Raw genomic sequence first — 17,092 nt, 5'->3', positions numbered from 1 at the left:
CGCTACACGGCTGCGGCAGGACCGAGTGTGCCCTCACGTTCGCGTCCGCGTCTGCAAGTGTGCTCCACCGTGCGGACGGCACGGCTGGAGCGGAGTTGGAGCGGTCCGCGCGAGGGTGGGCCCCACACCGACACCGTGGAGGACACCGTGACCGTCTACATCGAGGACCTGGTCGCCGCGCTGGAGGCCGCGGGGGACCGGCCCGTGCTGCGCCGCGACGACGTCGACACGACCGCTGCGGGTCTGCTCGCCGCCGTCCGCCGCGCCGCCCGCGCGCTCGCCGGGCTCGGCGTCGGCCGCGGCGACCTCGTCGCGCTGCTCGCGCCGAACCGGCCGGAGGCCCTGGCCGTGCGGTACGGCGCGCACCTGATCGGTGCCGGCGCGGTGTACCTGTCGGTGCCGCCCGACCCCGAGCGCCGCGCGCAGATGATCACGCAGTTCGACCCGCGGCTCGTGGTGGTGTTCCCCGGGACGGCGGCGCTGCTGCCGCCCGGCGTCACCGCCCTGGTCGCGGCCTTCGGCCCGGTCCCCGGCGTCGACCTGCGGCTCGACGAGCTCGCGGCGGCCGAGGACGCCGGCCCGCTGCCGTGCCGGGCGCGCCCCGGGGACCTGGCCGTGGTGATCTCCTCCGGCGGCACGACCGGCGTCCCGAAGGGGAGCCGGCGCGACTTCGCCCTCTACAGCGCCATGACCGCCGTCGCGCCGGCCCCGGAGCGGCGCCAGCTCGCCAACGGCAAGCTCGCCTACCTCACCCAGATCCTCGTCGACCAGACCCTGCTCGGCGGCGGCACCGTGGTGCTGCAGGACCACTACGAGCCGCTCGCCACCCTGGCGGCGGTCGAGAAGGAGCGGATCACGCACCTGTTCCTGGTCGAGCCGCAGCTGTTCGACCTGATGGACCGCCCCGAGGTCGCCGACCACGAGCTGAGCTCGCTGCGGGCGCTGACCCACATCGGGGCGATGGCCGCGCCCGTCCTGCGGGAGCGGGCCCACGACCGGCTGGGTCCGGTGATCATGCACACCTACGGCGCCAGCGAGATCGGGATCGTCAGCGCGCTGCTGCCCGCCGAGCACGACCGCCCGTCGCGCTTCCGCTGCGCCGGCCGGATCTTCCCGGGCGTCGACGTCCGGTTCCGCGGCGCGGACGGCGCGCTCGACCCGCGGGCCGGGGCGATCGAGGTGCGGTCGCCGGCGATGGCCCAGGGCTACCGGCACCGCCCCGCGGAGGAGGCCGAGCACTTCGTCGACGGCTGGTACCGGACCGGCGACCTCGGCGAGCTGGACACGGAGGGGATGCTGCGGGTGCTCGGCCGCGAGGCCGACATCGGCCGGCCGGGCGCGGTCCCCACGGTGGACCTGCAGGACACGCTGTGCCGGCTGCCGTCGGTGCGCTACGCGGTGCTGGTGGCCGACCTCGAACAGGACGTGCGGGTCGCGGCGGTGGAGCCCTGGCCGGGCCGGACCGTCGACCCCGAGGAGTGCCGTGCCGCGGTGGCCGCCGGGCACGGGGCGGAGGTGGCGGCGTCGCTGCGGGTGCTGCCGGTCGAGCGCGTCCCGCTCACCGAGCAGGGCAAGCCGGACCGGCCGGCCATCCGGGCCGCGGCGCTCACCGGCTGCGTCTGACCGGCGGACCGAGCGGCCTGCGTGGTCAGGCGCGACGGGCGCGCACGACGCCCGCCCCGGTGACCACCACGGCCAGCGCGAGGGCGAGCAGGACCGGGACCACGAGCGCGCCCGGCCCTGCCCCGCGTTCGAGGGCGTGGACCGTCGTCCCGACCGGTGGGAGCCACGGCTGCACCGCCGTCGCGATCACCACGACCGCGCCGACGAGCAGGGACCTCCCGATGCGGCGGATCCACGGTCGCGCGCACAGCAGCCCGACGGCCGTGCCGGTCGCCCCGGCCGCCAGGTGCGCCAGCAGGCCGGTGACGACGACCGCGGGCGAGGCGGTGTAGGGCGTCGCCACCAGCGGCCACCCCACGCCGAGCACCGCGAGCGCGAGATCGCCGACCAGCGCGACCAGCAGGATCCCGGCCGCGACGGGTGCGGGGCCGCCGGCCGCGGCGACGGTGACGCTGCGCTGCACGGGGTCCTCGGTGTGCGCGAGCGTGAGCGCGAGCCAGGCCGCGACCGGGTAGAGCGTGAGCACCGAGGCGCCCCACGGCTCGGGCAGCCGGCCGGGATCTCCGCCGAAGAGCACAGCGAGCACCGCCACCTGCAGCACGACCGGGAGCAGCACGCGCTGCGAGCGCAGGGCGTCGGCCAGCAGGTAGCGGGCCACGGCGACCGCGGTCACGCGGGCCCCACCGACTCGACCGAGCAGCCCAGCCGCAGCGCGCTCAGCAGCACCGGATCGGACTCGGTCGGCGCGGCGCGCAGGTGCAGCCGCCCGTTCTCCACCCGGCCGGCCACGCCGAGCCGCCGCCGGACCTGCTCCGGATCGGGGCAGCGCAGCACGATCGCGACCGCCGACGCCGTCGGCGGGGGAGCGGGCGCCTCCGCCACCCGCCCCTCGGCCAGCCGCAGGTGCCGGGCGCCGGGAAGGCCCGCCGCCCGTCCGGTGTGGTCGGTGACCAGGACCGTCGCCCTGGTGGCCGCGTCCCGAAGCAGGGCGGCGAGGGTGTCGGCGGCCGCGACGTCGAGGCCCGCCCACGGCTCGTCGAGCACGATCAGGCCCGCCCCGGCGCCGAGCGCCTGCGCCAGCCCGACCTTCTGGGTGTTGCCCTTGGACAGCGTGGCCATCGGCTCCCGGCGCGGGCCGGTGAACCCCAGCCGGTCGAGCAGGCCGGGCTCGGGACGGGTGCCCCGGATCCGCGCGAGGTGGCGGAGGTAGGCGTCGGCGGGCAGGCGCAGCTGGGCGGGGAAGCGGTCCGGCAGGTACCCGACGACCGGCGGCCGGCCGGTCACCCGGCCCGCGGAGGGCACGGCGCACCCCGCCACGATCCGCAGCAGGGTGGACTTGCCCGACCCGTTGCCGCCCGCCAGCACCACCGGCGCCCCCGGCCCGAGGGCGAGGTCGACCCCGGCCAGGACCGGCGCACCGCGCCGGTACCGCTTGTGGACCCCCTCCACCCGCACCACGGGCGACAGGTTTCCACGTGCGCCGGGACGGTCAGGCGGCGGTCCGGCCGAAGTCCTTCCCGACGGTCTCGGCCCGCTCGTGTGCCTGCGCCCGCACCTGTGCGGCGAGGGGGCGGAGCTCGGCCATCGCGGGCTGCACGTCGGCGAGGGTCAGCTCGGCCTCGATGAGGGTGACGTCGGCCCCCCACACGTCGGCCAGGATCCGCACGATCCAGCCCGTGGCGTGGTCCCAGCCCTCGCGGGGCGTGCCCGCGCCGTAGCCGCCGCCGCGGGCGACCACGAGGGCGACCGGCCGGCCGGCGAGCGGCGAGGTGCCGGGGGCGAAACGCGGGTCGGTGATGAGCAGGTCGATCCAGGCCTTGAGGTGCTGGGACACGCCGAAGTTGTAGAGCGGGGTGGCGAGGACGAGGGCGTCGGCGCCGAGCACCTCGTCGGCGAGCCGGGCGGCGAGGCCGAGCGCGGCCCGCTGCGCGTCGGTGCGCTGGTCCTCGGGCGTGAAGCCGGCGAGCGCGGCCGTCGGCCAGGCGTCGGCGGGGAGCGGGTCGGCGACGAGGTCGCGGCGCACGACCGCACCGCCCGGGTGCTGGTCGAGGTAGGCGCGCTCGAGGGTGTCGGCGACCTCGCGGCTCACCGAGCCCTCGGTGCGGATGCTGCTGTCGAGGCGGAACAGGGTCACGGGGTCCTCCAGTGAAGTGCGGTCCGGAAGATGTTCTGCCTTGCAGACTATCTTGTCAACAGAGCGCCCGCGGCCGGTAGGCTCGTGGTCGTGACCACCCCGCAGCGCGTCGACGCCGACCTCGGCTGGGCGTTGGGCCGGGTGACGCGCGCGCACCTGCGCACGGCGCAGGAGGTGGTGTCGGGCCTGCCCGGTGGCCCGCGGGGCTACCAGGTACTGGCCGCCGCGAACGACGGCGAGGTCAGCACCCAGCTCGCGATCGCCCGCATGCTGGGCGTGGACCGGACGGTGATGACCTATCTGCTCGACGAGCTGGAGGGCGCCGGACTCGTCGAGCGCCGGCCGGACCCGGCCGACCGCCGCGCCCGGCGGATCGTCCTCACGGCCGCCGGCCGCGAGCGGCTCTGCGACCTCGACCGCAGGCTCCGTGAGGCCGAGGAGCGGCTCCTCGCCCCGCTCGAGCCCACCGAGCGCGACACACTGCGGGAGCTCCTGCGCCGGCTCGCCACGGGCGCCGGGCAGGACGGTGCCTCCGCCTGCCAGGTCGCCGAGGAGATCGCGGCGACCGACGGCTGCTGAGGGCGTCCGCTCTACCGGAGGGGGATCTCCAGGTCGCGCTCGGCCTCGGTGCGCGGGCCGAAGATCCGCCGCTCGGACTCCGCGATCACGAGGTCGTTGATGCTCGCCTCGCGCCGGACCATCAGCCCGTGCTCGTCGAACTCCCAGTTCTCGTTGCCGTAGCTGCGGTACCAGGTGCCGGCGGTGTCGTGGCACTCGTACTGGAAGCGCACGGCGATGCGGTTGCCGGCGAAGGTCCACAGCGACTTGCGCAGCGCGTAGTCGAGCTCGCGCTCCCACTTCTCGGTGAGGAAGGCGACGATCTCGGCGCGGCCGCGGAGGAAGCGGTCCCGGTTGCGCCACACCGAGTCCTCGCTGTAGGCCAGCGACACCTTCTCCGGGTCCCGGGTGTTCCAGGCGTCCTCGGCGGCCTGGACCTTCTTCCGCGCGGTCTCGAGGGTGAACGGGGGCAGGGGCGGGCGGTCGGCCACGGCAGCTCCTGACGTCCTCGGGCCGGGAACGGTCTTCCCCACGCTACCGCCAGGGCCGCGCCCCTTCCCCGAAGGTCATTCCACTCCGTACTCTCCGGCACGGGTCGGGAACGCCAGGGAGGCACCATGGCCGCTGCTCGGCCTCCGCGCCGTGGGCTGCCCCGGCACGGCGGCGCCGGACCCGGCCCGCGGCGCCGGCGATGAGCGGCTCACGGGACGGCCGGGTCCTGACGATCTCGCTGTGGGCCTCGGCCGGGTTCGCGGTACTGGCGCTGGTGTGGGGCGCGCTGACCGGCTCGCGTCTGATCGTCTTCGACGGCCTCTACTCCTTCGCCAGCGTCGGGCTCACCCTGCTCGCGGTCCTGGCCCTGCGGACCGCGCGCCGCGGCCCGGACGAGCGGTACCCGTGGGGGCGCGAGGCGTGGGAGCCGCTCGCGGTCGTCCTCAAGGCGGCGGCCATGGCGGGGCTGTGCGTGTACGCGCTGGTCGGTGCCGTGCTCGAGCTGATCGCCGGACCCTCCGCGATCGCCGTGCGCGCGGCGGTGCTGTACGGCGTGGTGTCGACCCTCGGCGGGGTCGTGGTCACCGTGCTGCTGCGCCGCCTGTCCGCGCGCGGCGCCGACCTGGCGCGGGCGGAGGCGGCCGAGTGGGCGGGGGACACGCTGCTCAGCGTGGGGGTGCTGGTCGGGTTCGCCGTCGCCTGGGCGCTGGAGGCGACCGGCCGGGGCGACGCGGCCCGCTACGTCGACCCGGCGATGGTCGTGCTCGCCTCGGCGGCGTTCCTGCCGGTCCCGGTGCGGCTGATCCTGCGCAGCGGCCGCGAGATCCTCGCGATGGCGCCCTCGACGGAGGTGCTCGACCGCATCCGGGCGGAGGTCCGCGCGGTGGAGGCCGCCCACGGCTTCGCCGAGTCCTTCGTGCGGGCCGGGAAGGTCGGCGGGCGGCTCGACCTGGAGATCGACTTCGTGGTGGACGCCGCGTCGACGGCCCGCACGGTCGAGGACCTCGACGGCGTGCGGGCCGAGCTGGACCGCCGGCTGCGCGACCTCGACCCGCCGCCGTCGATGTCCGTGGGGTTCACCGCCGACCGCGGCTGGGTCGGTTGACCCGGGTCAGCCCTGGGCGCCCGTCGGGTCCATCCACACGACCTCCCAGTGGTGGCCGTCCGGGTCGAGGAACGAGCGGCCGTACATGAACCCGTGGTCCTGCGGGTCCTGGGCCTTCGCGCCGCCGTGCGCGAGCGCGGCGTCGGCGATCCGGTCGACCTCCTCGCGGCTGTCCACGCCGAGGGCCAGGATCGCCTCGGTCGCGCTGCCGTCGGCGATGGGCTTGACCGTGAACTCGCCGAAGTGCGAGTGGGACAGCAGCATCGCGGAGATCCCGGGCCCGATCTCGAGCGCGAGCGAGTGCTCGCCGGAGAAGTCGGCGTTGAACGTGTAGCCCAGCGCGCTCCAGAAGGCGCGGGTGGTGTCGAGGTCGCTGGTCGGCAGGTTGACGAAGATCTGCGTGGTGGCCATCGGGGTGCCTCCTCGGGCGTCGTGGTGTCGCAGGGGAGACCGGGGACCGGGCGCGGGCTCATCGGCGTCCCCGTCGTCCGATCCGGTGAACCGGATCACGGTGCGCAGCCGGGGAACGACGAGGGCGGGCCCGACGCGTGCCGGACCCGCCCCCGAGGTCGAGCGTCAGGCGACCGGTGCCGGCTGGGCGGCGTCGCGGCGCAGGCCGTGCCGCGCGGCGTCCCGGTCGGGACGCACCACGAGCATCGCGGTGAGCCCGCCCAGCACCATCAGCACGCCCGCGATGTCGAAGGCGCGCGAGTACCCGGCGACGGGGGTGGGCGCCGCGTCGACGAGCACGCCGGTGAGCAGCGGGGACACGACGCTCGCCACGGACACGATGGCGTACCAGATGCCCAGCGTGGCCCCGCGCTGGCGGACCGGCGTCACGTCGGCGACGGCGGCCTGCGAGAGCGGGGTCTGCGAGTTGCCGATCCCGAACGCCAGCGCGACGAACGGCAGCAGCAGGATCGGCGCGTCGACCCGGGTGATCAGCAGCATGCTGATCCCGGCGACGAGGGCGAACGCCCCGCCGAGCACGCCCTGGGCCAGGTGGCGGGACAGCCCGCGGCGCAGCAGGCGCTGCGACAGCCAGCCGCCGAGCAGCATGAACACGATCGAGATGTAGGCGGGGACGGTCACGACGAAGCCGAGCGCGGTGCCGCTGAAGCCGGCCTGGCCCAGGTACAGCGGCAGGAACGCGATGGCCAGCGCGAGGCCCCAGTAGACCGTGAAGCCGGAGAACATCGTGCCCAGCCAGGTGCCCGAGGTGAGGAGCCGACGGTAGGACACCCGCGGCTCGTCGACCACGGCCGGCCTGACCGGGGCGGACTTCTGCGCGGTGGTCGCGAACGGTCCGTCGCCGCCGACGACCATCCAGGCGATCGCCCAGAGGAGGCCGATGCCGCCGAGGATGCCGAAGGCCGAGCGCCAGCCCCACTCCGCGATGGCCGCGTTGAGCAGCGGGGCACCGATGATCACGCCGAGGCCGGACCCGACGGTCAGCAGGGCCGCGGTGAAGCCGCGCTTGCGCTCCTCGACCCAGCTGAAGGCGACGTGCATGCCGAGCGGGATGCCGGGGCCCTCGCCCGCGCCGAGCAGCACGCGGGTGAGCAGCAGGACCGCGAAGCCCGCGGCGGGCACGAGGATCGGCAGCTGCGCGGCGGACCAGATCACCGCGAGCGCCACCAGCATCCACTTGGCGGAGAAGCGGTTGCCGAGGAAGCCGAACACCACGGCGGAGACGCTGAACAGCAGGTAGAACGAACTGGCGATGGTGCCGTACTCGGTGGCGCTGAGCCCGAGCTCCTTCATCATCGGGGCCGCGGCGAGCCCGATGATCGACTTGTCGGCGAAGTTGATCGCCACGAACAGCATGAGGAGGGCGACCACCCAGCGGGTGCGGGTCTGCGGGGTCAAGTGGTCTCCTGACGTCGTCGTCGAGGTGACAGGGGGCACAGTGTCGCGGGGACCTTAACGTACGTTCGGCAAGCTTTGTCCAGCTTTCGTGCGGCTCGAGCGGGCCGTCCGGGACGCCCGTTCGGCGTCACCCGCCGGCCCCCTCCGTGATCCTTCGCCCGGTGTCCCGGCCGACGCTGCCGATCGGCCCTATCCGGGCAGGTCCGGACCGCAGTACGGTTGCCGCCCATCGAACCGGCACCGGCCTGCCGAGGGGGAGCGATGACCGCTGTCGCACCGCGCCCGATCGAGACGCGGCCCTATCCCGCCCGCCGCACGGGCAAGGGCTCGACGTTCCTCAAGATGCTCAGGACGACGGACCCCAAGGACATCGCGATCCTGTACCTGGTCACGTCCTTCGGGTTCTTCATGGCGGGCGGGGCGATGGCGCTGCTGATCCGCGCCGAGCTGGCGCGCCCGGGACAGCAGTTCCTGTCGAGCGAGCAGTACAACCAGCTGTTCACCATGCACGGCACGATCATGCTGCTGCTCTACGCGACGCCGATCCTGTTCGGGTTCGCGAACTACATCGTGCCGCTGCAGATCGGCGCCCCGGACGTCGCGTTCCCGCGGCTCAACGCCTTCTCCTACTGGCTGTTCCTGTTCGGCGGGCTGATCGTGCTGTCCGGCTTCCTCACCCCGGGCGGCGCGGCGGACTTCGGCTGGTTCGCCTACACGCCGTTGTCGAACGCCATCCACTCCCCGGGGGCCGGGGGGGACCTGTGGATCGCGGGCCTGATCGTGGCCGGGCTCGGGACGATCCTGGGCGGCGTCAACTTCATCACCACGATCGTCTGCCTGCGGGCGCCCGGCATGACGATGTTCCGGATGCCGATCTTCACGTGGAACATCTTCGTGACGGCGCTGCTCGTGCTGATCGCCTTCCCGATCCTCACCTCGGCCCTGTTCGGGCTGCTGATGGACCGCCACCTCGGCGCGCACGTGTTCGACCCGGCCAACGGCGGGGCCATCCTGTGGCAGCACCTGTTCTGGTTCTTCGGCCACCCCGAGGTCTACATCGTCGCGCTGCCCTTCTTCGGCATCATCACCGAGATCATCCCGGTGTTCAGCCGCAAGCCGATGTTCGGCTACAAGACACTGGTCTTCGCGACGATCGCCATCGGCTTCCTCTCGGCCGCGGTGTGGGCGCACCACATGTACGCCACCGGCGCCGTGCTGCTCGCCTTCTTCTCGCTGACCACGTTCCTGATCGCGATCCCGACGGGCATCAAGTTCGTCAACTGGATCGGCACGATGTGGAAGGGCAAGCTGACCTTCGAGACGCCGATGTTGTTCGCCGTCGGTTTCCTCGTGACGTTCCTGTTCGGCGGCCTCACCGGCGTGCTGCTGGCCTCCCCGCCGATCGACTTCAACGTGTCCGACACGTACTTCGTGGTGGCGCACTTCCACTACGTGCTGTTCGGGACGATCGTGTTCGCGACGTACGGCGGCATCTACTTCTGGTTCCCGAAGATGACCGGCCGGATGCTCGACGAGCGGCTGGGCAAGCTGCACTTCTGGCTCACGTTCCTCGGCTTCCACACCACCTTCCTGGTGCAGCACTGGCTGGGCAACGAGGGCATGCCGCGCCGCTACGTCGACTACCTGCCGACGGACGGGTTCACCGCGCTCAACATGGTGTCCTCGATCGGCGCGTTCCTCCTCGGGCTGTCGGTCCTGCCGTTCGTCTACAACGTGTTCCGCAGCTACCGCTACGGCCGCGTCGTGACCGTCGACGACCCGTGGGGGTTCGGGAACTCGCTGGAGTGGGCGACCTCCTGCCCGCCGCCGCGGCACAACTTCACCGAGCTGCCCCGCATCCGCTCCGAGCGTCCGGCCTTCGAGCTGCACTACCCGCACCTGGTGGAGCGGGCGCGGGCCGAGGCGCACGTCGGTGGGCACGCGGCGCCCTCGGAGCACGCCGCGCAGAGCGTGGGGCACGAACAGCAGCCGGACGAGGACCCGCGCTCGCGCTGAGCCGGGAGAACCCGAACGGCCCGCATCCCGGGCCGACGGACAGGAGGAGTCGGGGAGGCGACCGATGACTCTCGACGACCGGGGCGTCCGCCCGCTGACCGCGCGCGAGCGGCGTATCCTGGCCCGCCTCGAGCGGAGCCTGACGGGCGACGGCCCGGTGCTGAGCGACCCGTGCACGGACGAGCGCCGCACCGACGAGCGCCGAGCCGACGACCGCCGCACCGACGAGCGCGCGGGTCGTCGCTCCGACGCCGCCCGCACCGGCGACGTCCACCCCGGCGCCCGGCGCGCCGGCGGCCCGGGCACCGATCCCGGCCTCGATCCCGGCCTCGATCCCGGCCTCGACGCCGGGGTCGACGCCGGGGCGCTGCACCGCGCGGACGGGGTGGCCGGGGTGATCGGCCTGCTGATCCTCTGCGGGATGACCGCCGTGGCCGCGGTGGCCGGCGGCCCGGTCCTCGGCGTCGCCGTCGGCGGCGCCTTCCTCGCCATGGTCGTCGCCCTCGTCCTGGTGGTCCGCCGTCCGAGGTGACGCGGGCGGTCAGCCCGAGGCGCGCACGACGGCGTCGACGACCGCCGGTCCGTACCCGAGCTCCGGGTCGTTGTGGCGCGCCCCCGGCACCTCGACGGGCGTGCTCCGGGCGGCCGCGGCGACCGCGCGGCTCTGCTCCACGGGCACGATCTCGTCCTCGCCGCCCGCCACCACGGTGACCGGGACGGGCACCGCGCCGACCGTCGCGACGACCGGGAAGCGGTCGCGGAGCAGGGCCCGGACCGGCAGGAAGGGGTACAGCCGCGTGGCCACGTCGGCGAGCTCGGTGAAGGGGCTGCGCAGGACCACGGCCCGGACCGGCCGCTCCCGGGCCAGGCGGGTCGCGACCGCCCCGCCGATGCTCTCGCCGAACACGACGAGCCGCCGCGGATCGAGATCCCGGTCCACCGTGAGGGCGCGGTGCGCGGCCCGTGCGTCCGTCGCCAGCCCCTCCTCGCTCGGTGAGCCCGGGTTGCCGCCGTAGCCGCGGTAGTCGAGCAGGACCACGTCCAGCCCCTCGGCGGCCAGCGCCCGGGCCAGCGGCACCCGGTCGGCCCGGCTGCCGGCGTTGCCGGGGAGGACCAGCACCGTGACCCCGCGCGCCGGCCCGGTGGCGGGGGCGTGCCAGGCGTCGAGGACGAGCCCGTCGTCCGTCCGCACCGCGAGCCGTGTCCCGCCGGCCAGCACCTGCTCGGGCGCGACGGCCGGCGCTGCCCCCGGCAGGAACACCAGCCGCCGCTGGACGGCCCAGAGCAGCCCCACCACCACCGCGACGACCACGACCGCGCCGATCACGAGCCGTAGCGCCGTGCCCATGCGGCTCATCGTGCCAGTGGTCCGGAACGGCCGACCGGCTGAGGCGCAACCGCACTTGCGTTGAAGCACCCACCGGAGTGATGTAGACCACACGATGGGGCGCGGAGGGGGTCGTCGGGATGGCACCGGAGGGTGCCGGTGTCATCCCGCGGCGCCCCCGGACGGGCGGGGGTGGCGGATGACGATCCTGCGCGGGGGCTCGCTCGCGGTCGAGGCGCCGCGGCCCGGGGTGTGCGTGGTCTACGTGACGGGCCTGCTCGACCGGGCCCTGGCGACGCGCCTGGCCCACGTGCTCGAGGAGCGCCTGCAGCCGGCCCTGCGGCACGTGCTGGTGGACCTCGCCGGGGTGGACCGGATGGAGCCCGGCAGCGTTCCCCTGCTGCGCACCGCGATCCGGGTCGCCGCGCGGCGACGGGTCAGCGTGCACCTCACCGGCGCCGGCGCGCTGGGGGCCCACCTCGGGGTGCGGGACCGGCAGGTCCTCGCCGAGTTCGCCGCGTTCCCCACGGTCCCGGCCGCGCTCGCGGTGCTGGCGGCGACACACCGGCCCGGTCACCCGCGCCATCCACCCGGGTCGCGCTGACCGGGCCGCGCTGACCGGGCCGCGCCGACCGGGCCCGTCACGGCACCCCGGCCGGCTCCGTGAGCACCGTCAGCATGCGGCGCAGCGGACGCCGGACGAGGCCACCCAGCGGCGAGTGGTCCGCGGCCGAGTGCGCGCGCAGCGCCTCCGCGGCGCGGGCCAGCGCGTCGCCGTCCGGGGTGCCGCGCAGACCGGCCGCGACCGCTTCCGCCAGCGGCAGCACGATCTCCCGGTTCCGTGCGGCCGAGGCGGCCCACCACTCCCGGGTGTCCGTGCGTCGGCCGAGCTCGACGACGTCGGCGACGTGCGCGCGCACCAGCGCCGTGATCTCCGGCGCGGCGGCGGCCGGCCCCTCCAGCGCGGCCAGCCCGGCGGTGTGGCGGCGGCGCCAGAGCGGGTGCAGGCGCACCGCGCGGCGGGCGGAGGCGAGCTGGTCGGGGAGCCGGCGGGCGGCGTCGTCGCGCCCGTGGGTCCGGTGCCGCAGCCGGGCGGCCAGGTCGTCGCGGGCCGGATCCGCCGGATCCCCCGGCAGGTCCGCGGCCAGGAGCAGGTCCTCGGCGGCCCCGTCGGCCACGTCGCGCAGCGCCGCGACGAAGGACCGCGCCGGGTTCGTCGGCAGGAGCAGCGGCGAGAGGACGACGGTGACGACGGCCCCGACCGCGGTCTCCCACAGCCGGGCCACGGCGTAGGACGCGGGATCGGCGTTCGCGAAGACGAGCAGGGCGGACACCGCGACCTGCACGTTCAGCGTGTCGCCGATGCGCAGCACCATCCCGATCGCGAGGGCCACCGCGAGGACCAGCGCGACGGTGAGGGCCGAGGGCCGCAGCCACGCCAGCACCCCGATGCCGACGGCGAGCCCGGCGACCACGCCGACGAGCCGGGCCAGCGACACGTTGAGGGCGGAGCCGGGGGCGTCCCGGACGGCCACGAGCGGGACGACCACCGCGTAGACCGGCGGCTGGGTCGCCCCGAGCCACACGCAGACCTGCCAGCTCACGGCGGCCGCGACCACGATCCGCACCACGGACGGGCCCTCACGCGGCAGGGCGGCCCGCACGGTGCTCCAGGGGTGGACGTCGCGCAGGGCCGGCACCGGCTGAGCAGACCAGGTGGGCGGAGCACGGTCACGCCCTCCGGTGGGTGGTTCACGCCGCGTCGCCGCGCCCGTCACCGTCCGTCGCACGTCCGGCCGGGTTCCGCGTCGACCCGCCGGGAGAGGGTGCGCGGGCGGATTCGGCTCCGCCGGACCGGTTCCGCCGACCGGCGCGCGGTGGGACCGTAGTGCGGGTCGGGGCGCTGGTGCGGCAGGGCCCCGACCACCCGCCGGACCCCGCGGACCCGCGCCGGGGTCCGGCCCGCCGGCGTTCGGGAAGGTGGTGGTCCCCGTGACCGATCCCTCGTTCAGCGACCTGCGCGACACCGACCCGGGTCACGCCGAGACGACCCTGGCGCCGCCCGGCGACGCCGGACCCTTCGTCCGGCGGCGGTCGGAGTCGCCCTTCGCCCTGTGCGTGCGGCGCACCGTGCGCGGGCCCCTCGACGCCGAGGTGGTCCGGTGCACGGACGACGTGCGGCTGCGGTTGGCGAGCGACCCGCGGCACGTCGTCGCCGTCCCGCTGCGCGGGATGCTGCACGTGCACTACCGCGGGACGGAGATCGACGTCATGGCCGGTGGCGCCGCCGTCCTGGTCCCCTCGGACGAGGCGACGGTGCTGGTCCCGGCGGACTCGGCCGTCGCCCTGGTCCGCGTGCCGGGCGACGTGCTGTGCGAGGACCTGGAGGCCCTCCTCGGCCGGACGGTCGTGCGGCCGCTGCAGTCCGGCGTCCCCGTCCCCGCGGCCACGGCGGCCGACGCCCTGGGGCCGCTGGCGCCCTTCCTCGGCGACGTGCCGGGCCCCGGCTCGGTGCTCGGCAACGCGCTCACCGCCGAACCCCTCGAGGAGGCGATCCTCGACGGGGTCCTGCACGCGGCCGACGAGCCGGCGCGCGAGGCCCTCGACGCCACCGCCCCCTCCTGGGGTCCGCGGGCCGTCCGCGCCTGCCTGGACCTGATCGAGACGTACCCGGAGCGGCCCCACACCGCCCGCACGCTGGCCGACGGGGCGGGCCTCGGTGTGCGCGCGCTCCAGGCCTGCTGGCAGCGTCACCGGGGGTGCAGCCCGGAGGCGGACCTCGCCCGGGTGCGGCTCGCACGGGCACACCGGGACCTCGCGGAGCTGCGGCGCGGGGAGGCCACCGTCGCCTCCGTCGCGACCGCGTGGGGGTTCCGGCCGGAGGACTTCACCGACCGGTACGAGGCCCGCTACGGCCACGGCCCGGAGGTGACGCTGGGGTCGCCGGCCTTCGCCTGAGACCGGTCGGCCCGGTCGAACCCCCGCTCAGCGCGGGTCCAGGGTCGGGTGGCACGTGCCGTCGTCGGGCCCGGTCGCCGCCGCCCGTGGTCCGCTCGTGGCGCTGAAAGCCCGTCGCGTGGTGACCGGCCGGTTACCCGGTCGTCAGACCGCGATCTCCTCCGGCTGTGCCGCCAGCAGCTCCCGCACCCGCGGCGCGACGACCGTGCCGTACAGCTCGATCGACTTCATCAGCTCGGCGTGCGGGAGCGTGCCGGTCGTGTACTTCAGGTCGAACCGCTGCAGGCCCAGCGCCCGGACCGTGCGGGCGATCTTGCGGGCCACCGTCTCCGGCGACCCGACGTGCTGGGCGCCCCCGCGGACGTCGGCCTCGAAGCGGGCGCGGGTCAGCGGCGGCCAGCCGCGCTCGCGGCCGATCCGGTCGAGCGCGACCTTCGCGTGCGGGAAGAGCGTCTCGACGGCCTCCTCGTCGGTCTCGGCGACGAAGCCCGGCGCGTGCACCGCGACCGGCAGCGGCGCGTGCCCGAGCTGCTCCAGGCTGCGCCGGTAGAGCTCGGCGTAGGGCGCGAAGCGCACCGGGTCGCCGCCGATCACCGCGAGGACCAGCGGGAGGCCGTGGCTCGCGGCCCGGACGACGGACTGCGGGCTGCCGCCCACGCCGACCCACGCCGTGATCCGGCCGGACTCGGTCTTGGGGTAGACCTGCTGGTCGCGCAGCGCGGCGCGGACGGTGCCCTCCCAGGTCACCGGACCCTCCTCGAGGAGGTGGGCCATCAGGTCGAGCTTCTCCTCGAAGAGCGTCTCGTAGTCGGCGAGGTCGTAGCCGAAGAGGGGGAAGGACTCGGTGAAGGAGCCGCGGCCCAGCGTGATCTCCGCGCGGCCGTTCGAGACCGCGTCGAGGGTGGCGAAGCGCTCGAACACGCGCACCGGGTCGTCCGAGCTGAGGACGGTGACCGCCGTGCCCAGCCTGATCCGCTCGGTGCGGGCGGCGATCGCGGCCAGCACGACCTCCGGCGCGGAGATGGCGTAGTCGTCGCGGTGGTGCTCGCCCACGCCGAACACGTCGATCCCGACCCGGTCGGCGAGCACGGCCTGCTCGACGACGTTGCGGATGACCTGGGCGTAGGACTGCCGGTCGCCCTGCCCGTCGACGGTCACGTCGCCGAACGTGTCCAGCCCCAGTTCCACCCGGTCGATCCCCGGCCTGTCCATGTGCGCCTCCTGCGGTCTCGCCTGCGACCCTACCGCCAACGATTGAGCGCTCAACGTTATGCCCCGGGAGCAACGGGGTTACGGCGTGCGACAGGGGGTACCCGGGGGCACCACCCACAAGGAGGACGTCATGGCCATCACGGGCATCATCTCGGCGATCGTCGTCGGACTCGTCATCGGAGCGCTCGGGCGGCTCGTGGTGCCCGGCCGGCAGCCCATCCCGATCTGGCTGACGCTCCTCATCGGCATCGTCGCCGCGTTCGTCGGCGGCTTCATCGCCAGCGCGCTCGGCTACGGCAACAGCAACGGCGGCTTCCCGTGGATCCTGCTCGTGATCCAGGTCGTCGTGGCCGCGATCGGCGTCGCGATCGCGGCGAACGCCTACGGCCGGCGCCGCCGCGGGATGCTGCGGCGCTGACCCTCGGTCGCAGACCCGTCCCGACACCCGCCCTGCGCCGACCCGGCGCCCGATCCGAGCGGACCCCGGCGCCCACCGGCGCCGGGGTCGGCCTCGTTCGGGGCCCGGCCCACGCTCACCACGCCCGGGTCACGGCACCCAGGTCGTCAGGTCCCGCCAGGTCAGTCGCGGCTGCGCGCGCATCGGGGCGGGTGCGGCGGGTGCCGGATGCCCGAGGCAGACGACCAGCTCCGGCACCCAGCCCTCCGGCAGCCGCAGGACCACGCCGACGGCCGCCCGGCTGAACGAGGTGACCGGTCCGGCGCCGAGGCCGATCGCGTGCGCCGCCAGCAGCAGCGTGGCGGCCGCGGTGCCGACGTCGACGTGCAGGCCGGCTGCGTCGGGCGGAAACCCGAACGCCGCGGCGCGGGGGCGGTCGGTGCAGATCGCGATCGCGGCCGTCGGGCGCTGGATCATCCCGGGCGACACCATCCGCAGGACGCGCAGCGTGGCCGGGTCGTCGGTGGCGACGAAGCGCTGCAGGTGCCGGTTGCCGGCCGTCGGGGCCCAGCGGCCGGCGTCGAGGACGGTCTCCAGGGCCTCGCGGGACACGGGCTCGTCGGTCATCGCGCGCACCACGCGGCGGCTGCGGATCGCGGCGAGCACGGCCTCGGCCGTGTTCGGCCGGGTGGCGGTCACGGGCCGTCCGCCGTGAAGTGTCCGGTGAGGTGGGCGGCGAGGGCCCGGCACAGCTCGTCGAGCCGGGCGGTGTACTCCGCCCGGCCGTCGCGGGGCACCGCGAGCTCCGGGACCGCGTCCAGCGGCCCGGCGACGAACGCCGCGGTCGCCTCCGACGCCCGCGGCGCGATGGCCGCGCCGAGCCGCCGGGCGGCGGTGAGCAGTCGCATCGGCCCGTACTCCGCGGCCTCGTCGACCTGTGTGCGGGCGGCGGTGACGAGGTAGGCGAGCAGCTCGAGGGCCTCGTCCTCGTCGAGCACCGCCCGGCTGCCCGGGTTCTGTCCCATCGGCACCTCCTCCGCCCGGGAATCGCTCGGCGTGGCCGGGGGGTTACGGGCGGGCCCGCCACGGACCGGGGCGTGATCGTCGGCGGGGTCGGCGACGCAGGGCGTCACCGTGGCGGATGTCGGCCCGGGTCCGATCGGGACGCCGCGCGGACGAGCGAGCGGACCCGGCGGGGTCAGTCCCGGTCGAAGGGGCCGTCGAACCGGTCGTGGTGGTGGTGCCAGCGCGAGACCCCGGGATCGGACGAGGCCACGCCGATGCCGCCGAGCGCCATCCCGGTGAGCCCGCCGGCCGCGCCGAGCCCGATCACGGCGGCGGTCAGCACGATCACGGGCCGGCGGAGCAGGCGGGCGGGGCGGGGGCGGCCGCCGGCGGCGC

The 17,092-nt window shown here is 75.4% G+C and carries 20 protein-coding genes; 8 read left to right on the top strand and 12 right to left on the bottom strand.

The window, feature by feature from the left end; genetic code table 11:
• The first annotated feature begins 147 nt into the window (after positions 1-147).
• Positions 148-1,623, top strand: coding sequence for a class I adenylate-forming enzyme family protein (locus tag ACFQH9_RS11140; protein WP_379565904.1), 1,476 nt, complete (start codon positions 148-150; stop codon positions 1,621-1,623).
• A 25-nt stretch (positions 1,624-1,648) separates the two neighbouring features.
• On the opposite strand, the gene ACFQH9_RS11135 is transcribed toward ACFQH9_RS11140, so the two are convergent.
• The 3 genes from ACFQH9_RS11135 to ACFQH9_RS11125 are packed head-to-tail and all read right to left on the bottom strand — an operon-like array spanning position 1,649 to position 3,757.
• Positions 1,649-2,296 carry a hypothetical protein gene (locus tag ACFQH9_RS11135; RefSeq protein WP_379565903.1) on the bottom strand — a complete coding sequence of 216 codons (648 nt, stop codon included), beginning with the start codon at positions 2,294-2,296 and terminating at the stop codon, positions 1,649-1,651.
• Positions 2,293-3,081, bottom strand: a complete 789-nt coding sequence (locus tag ACFQH9_RS11130; protein ID WP_379565902.1) for an ABC transporter ATP-binding protein — start codon at positions 3,079-3,081, stop codon at positions 2,293-2,295. The genes ACFQH9_RS11135 and ACFQH9_RS11130 overlap by 4 nt, the downstream gene beginning before the upstream one ends.
• Before the next feature lie 31 nt (positions 3,082-3,112).
• Complete coding sequence (locus ACFQH9_RS11125) at positions 3,113-3,757, bottom strand: FMN-dependent NADH-azoreductase (RefSeq protein WP_379565901.1); 645 nt, start codon at positions 3,755-3,757, stop codon at positions 3,113-3,115.
• A 90-nt stretch (positions 3,758-3,847) separates the two neighbouring features.
• Here ACFQH9_RS11125 and ACFQH9_RS11120 point away from each other — a divergent pair, with 90 nt between their 5' ends.
• Positions 3,848-4,336: a MarR family winged helix-turn-helix transcriptional regulator gene (locus ACFQH9_RS11120; RefSeq protein WP_379565900.1), complete on the top strand. Its 489-nt coding sequence runs from the start codon at positions 3,848-3,850 to the stop codon at positions 4,334-4,336.
• Positions 4,337-4,347: 11 nt separating this feature from the next.
• On the opposite strand, the gene ACFQH9_RS11115 is transcribed toward ACFQH9_RS11120, so the two are convergent.
• The gene (locus tag ACFQH9_RS11115) at positions 4,348-4,806 is read right to left on the bottom strand and encodes a nuclear transport factor 2 family protein (protein WP_379565899.1); all 459 of its coding nucleotides are present in this window, start codon (positions 4,804-4,806) and stop codon (positions 4,348-4,350) included.
• A gap of 200 nt (positions 4,807-5,006) precedes the next feature.
• Between ACFQH9_RS11115 and ACFQH9_RS11110 the strand changes: the two genes are divergently transcribed.
• Complete coding sequence (locus tag ACFQH9_RS11110) at positions 5,007-5,912, top strand: cation diffusion facilitator family transporter (protein ID WP_379565898.1); 906 nt, start codon at positions 5,007-5,009, stop codon at positions 5,910-5,912.
• A 6-nt stretch (positions 5,913-5,918) separates the two neighbouring features.
• On the opposite strand, the gene ACFQH9_RS11105 is transcribed toward ACFQH9_RS11110, so the two are convergent.
• Together ACFQH9_RS11105 and ACFQH9_RS11100 are read right to left on the bottom strand one after the other, a co-directional pair.
• Entirely contained in the window at positions 5,919-6,323 is a 405-nt protein-coding gene (locus ACFQH9_RS11105; protein WP_379565897.1) for a VOC family protein, read from the bottom strand.
• 165 nt (positions 6,324-6,488) lie between these two features.
• The gene (locus ACFQH9_RS11100; RefSeq protein ID WP_379565895.1) at positions 6,489-7,781 is read right to left on the bottom strand and encodes an MFS transporter; all 1,293 of its coding nucleotides are present in this window, start codon (positions 7,779-7,781) and stop codon (positions 6,489-6,491) included.
• 261 nt (positions 7,782-8,042) lie between these two features.
• Here ACFQH9_RS11100 and ctaD point away from each other — a divergent pair, with 261 nt between their 5' ends.
• A complete protein-coding gene (gene ctaD / locus ACFQH9_RS11095; RefSeq protein WP_379565894.1) occupies positions 8,043-9,797 on the top strand; it encodes an aa3-type cytochrome oxidase subunit I in 1,755 nt (584 codons plus the stop codon).
• 64 nt (positions 9,798-9,861) lie between these two features.
• Positions 9,862-10,329, top strand: a complete 468-nt coding sequence (locus ACFQH9_RS11090; RefSeq protein ID WP_379565892.1) for a hypothetical protein — start codon at positions 9,862-9,864, stop codon at positions 10,327-10,329.
• Between the two features lie 9 nt (positions 10,330-10,338).
• On the opposite strand, the gene ACFQH9_RS11085 is transcribed toward ACFQH9_RS11090, so the two are convergent.
• Complete coding sequence (locus tag ACFQH9_RS11085; protein ID WP_379565891.1) at positions 10,339-11,145, bottom strand: alpha/beta hydrolase; 807 nt, start codon at positions 11,143-11,145, stop codon at positions 10,339-10,341.
• Between the two features lie 178 nt (positions 11,146-11,323).
• Here ACFQH9_RS11085 and ACFQH9_RS11080 point away from each other — a divergent pair, with 178 nt between their 5' ends.
• On the top strand, positions 11,324-11,728 hold the full coding sequence (locus tag ACFQH9_RS11080) for an STAS domain-containing protein (RefSeq protein ID WP_379565890.1): 405 nt from the start codon (positions 11,324-11,326) through the stop codon (positions 11,726-11,728).
• A gap of 37 nt (positions 11,729-11,765) precedes the next feature.
• Here ACFQH9_RS11080 and ACFQH9_RS11075 read toward each other — a convergent pair whose 3' ends face one another.
• On the bottom strand, positions 11,766-12,824 hold the full coding sequence (locus tag ACFQH9_RS11075; RefSeq protein ID WP_379565889.1) for an aromatic acid exporter family protein: 1,059 nt from the start codon (positions 12,822-12,824) through the stop codon (positions 11,766-11,768).
• Between the two features lie 292 nt (positions 12,825-13,116).
• Here ACFQH9_RS11075 and ACFQH9_RS11070 point away from each other — a divergent pair, with 292 nt between their 5' ends.
• The gene (locus ACFQH9_RS11070; protein ID WP_379565888.1) at positions 13,117-14,082 is read left to right on the top strand and encodes an AraC-like ligand-binding domain-containing protein; all 966 of its coding nucleotides are present in this window, start codon (positions 13,117-13,119) and stop codon (positions 14,080-14,082) included.
• A gap of 144 nt (positions 14,083-14,226) precedes the next feature.
• On the opposite strand, the gene ACFQH9_RS11065 is transcribed toward ACFQH9_RS11070, so the two are convergent.
• Positions 14,227-15,294 (bottom strand): LLM class flavin-dependent oxidoreductase, encoded by a 1,068-nt coding sequence (locus tag ACFQH9_RS11065; protein ID WP_379565887.1) that lies wholly within the window; start codon positions 15,292-15,294, stop codon positions 14,227-14,229.
• A gap of 130 nt (positions 15,295-15,424) precedes the next feature.
• Between ACFQH9_RS11065 and ACFQH9_RS11060 the strand changes: the two genes are divergently transcribed.
• On the top strand, positions 15,425-15,712 hold the full coding sequence (locus ACFQH9_RS11060) for a GlsB/YeaQ/YmgE family stress response membrane protein (protein ID WP_379565886.1): 288 nt from the start codon (positions 15,425-15,427) through the stop codon (positions 15,710-15,712).
• A 129-nt stretch (positions 15,713-15,841) separates the two neighbouring features.
• Here ACFQH9_RS11060 and ACFQH9_RS11055 read toward each other — a convergent pair whose 3' ends face one another.
• From ACFQH9_RS11055 to ACFQH9_RS11045, 3 genes are all read right to left on the bottom strand, one after another.
• Positions 15,842-16,390: a nitroreductase family protein gene (locus ACFQH9_RS11055; protein WP_379565885.1), complete on the bottom strand. Its 549-nt coding sequence runs from the start codon at positions 16,388-16,390 to the stop codon at positions 15,842-15,844.
• A complete protein-coding gene (locus tag ACFQH9_RS11050) occupies positions 16,387-16,716 on the bottom strand; it encodes a DUF6092 family protein (protein ID WP_379565884.1) in 330 nt (109 codons plus the stop codon). Before ACFQH9_RS11050 ends, ACFQH9_RS11055 begins: the two co-directional genes overlap by 4 nt.
• Before the next feature lie 173 nt (positions 16,717-16,889).
• A partial coding sequence (locus ACFQH9_RS11045; protein ID WP_379565883.1) for a hypothetical protein occupies positions 16,890-17,092 on the bottom strand: 203 nt, incomplete at its 5' end.

The sequence above is a fragment of the Pseudonocardia lutea genome, from assembly GCF_042658055.1.
Lineage (GTDB): Bacteria > Actinomycetota > Actinomycetes > Mycobacteriales > Pseudonocardiaceae > Pseudonocardia > Pseudonocardia lutea.
This window is presented reverse-complemented; position numbering and strand designations above follow the sequence as displayed.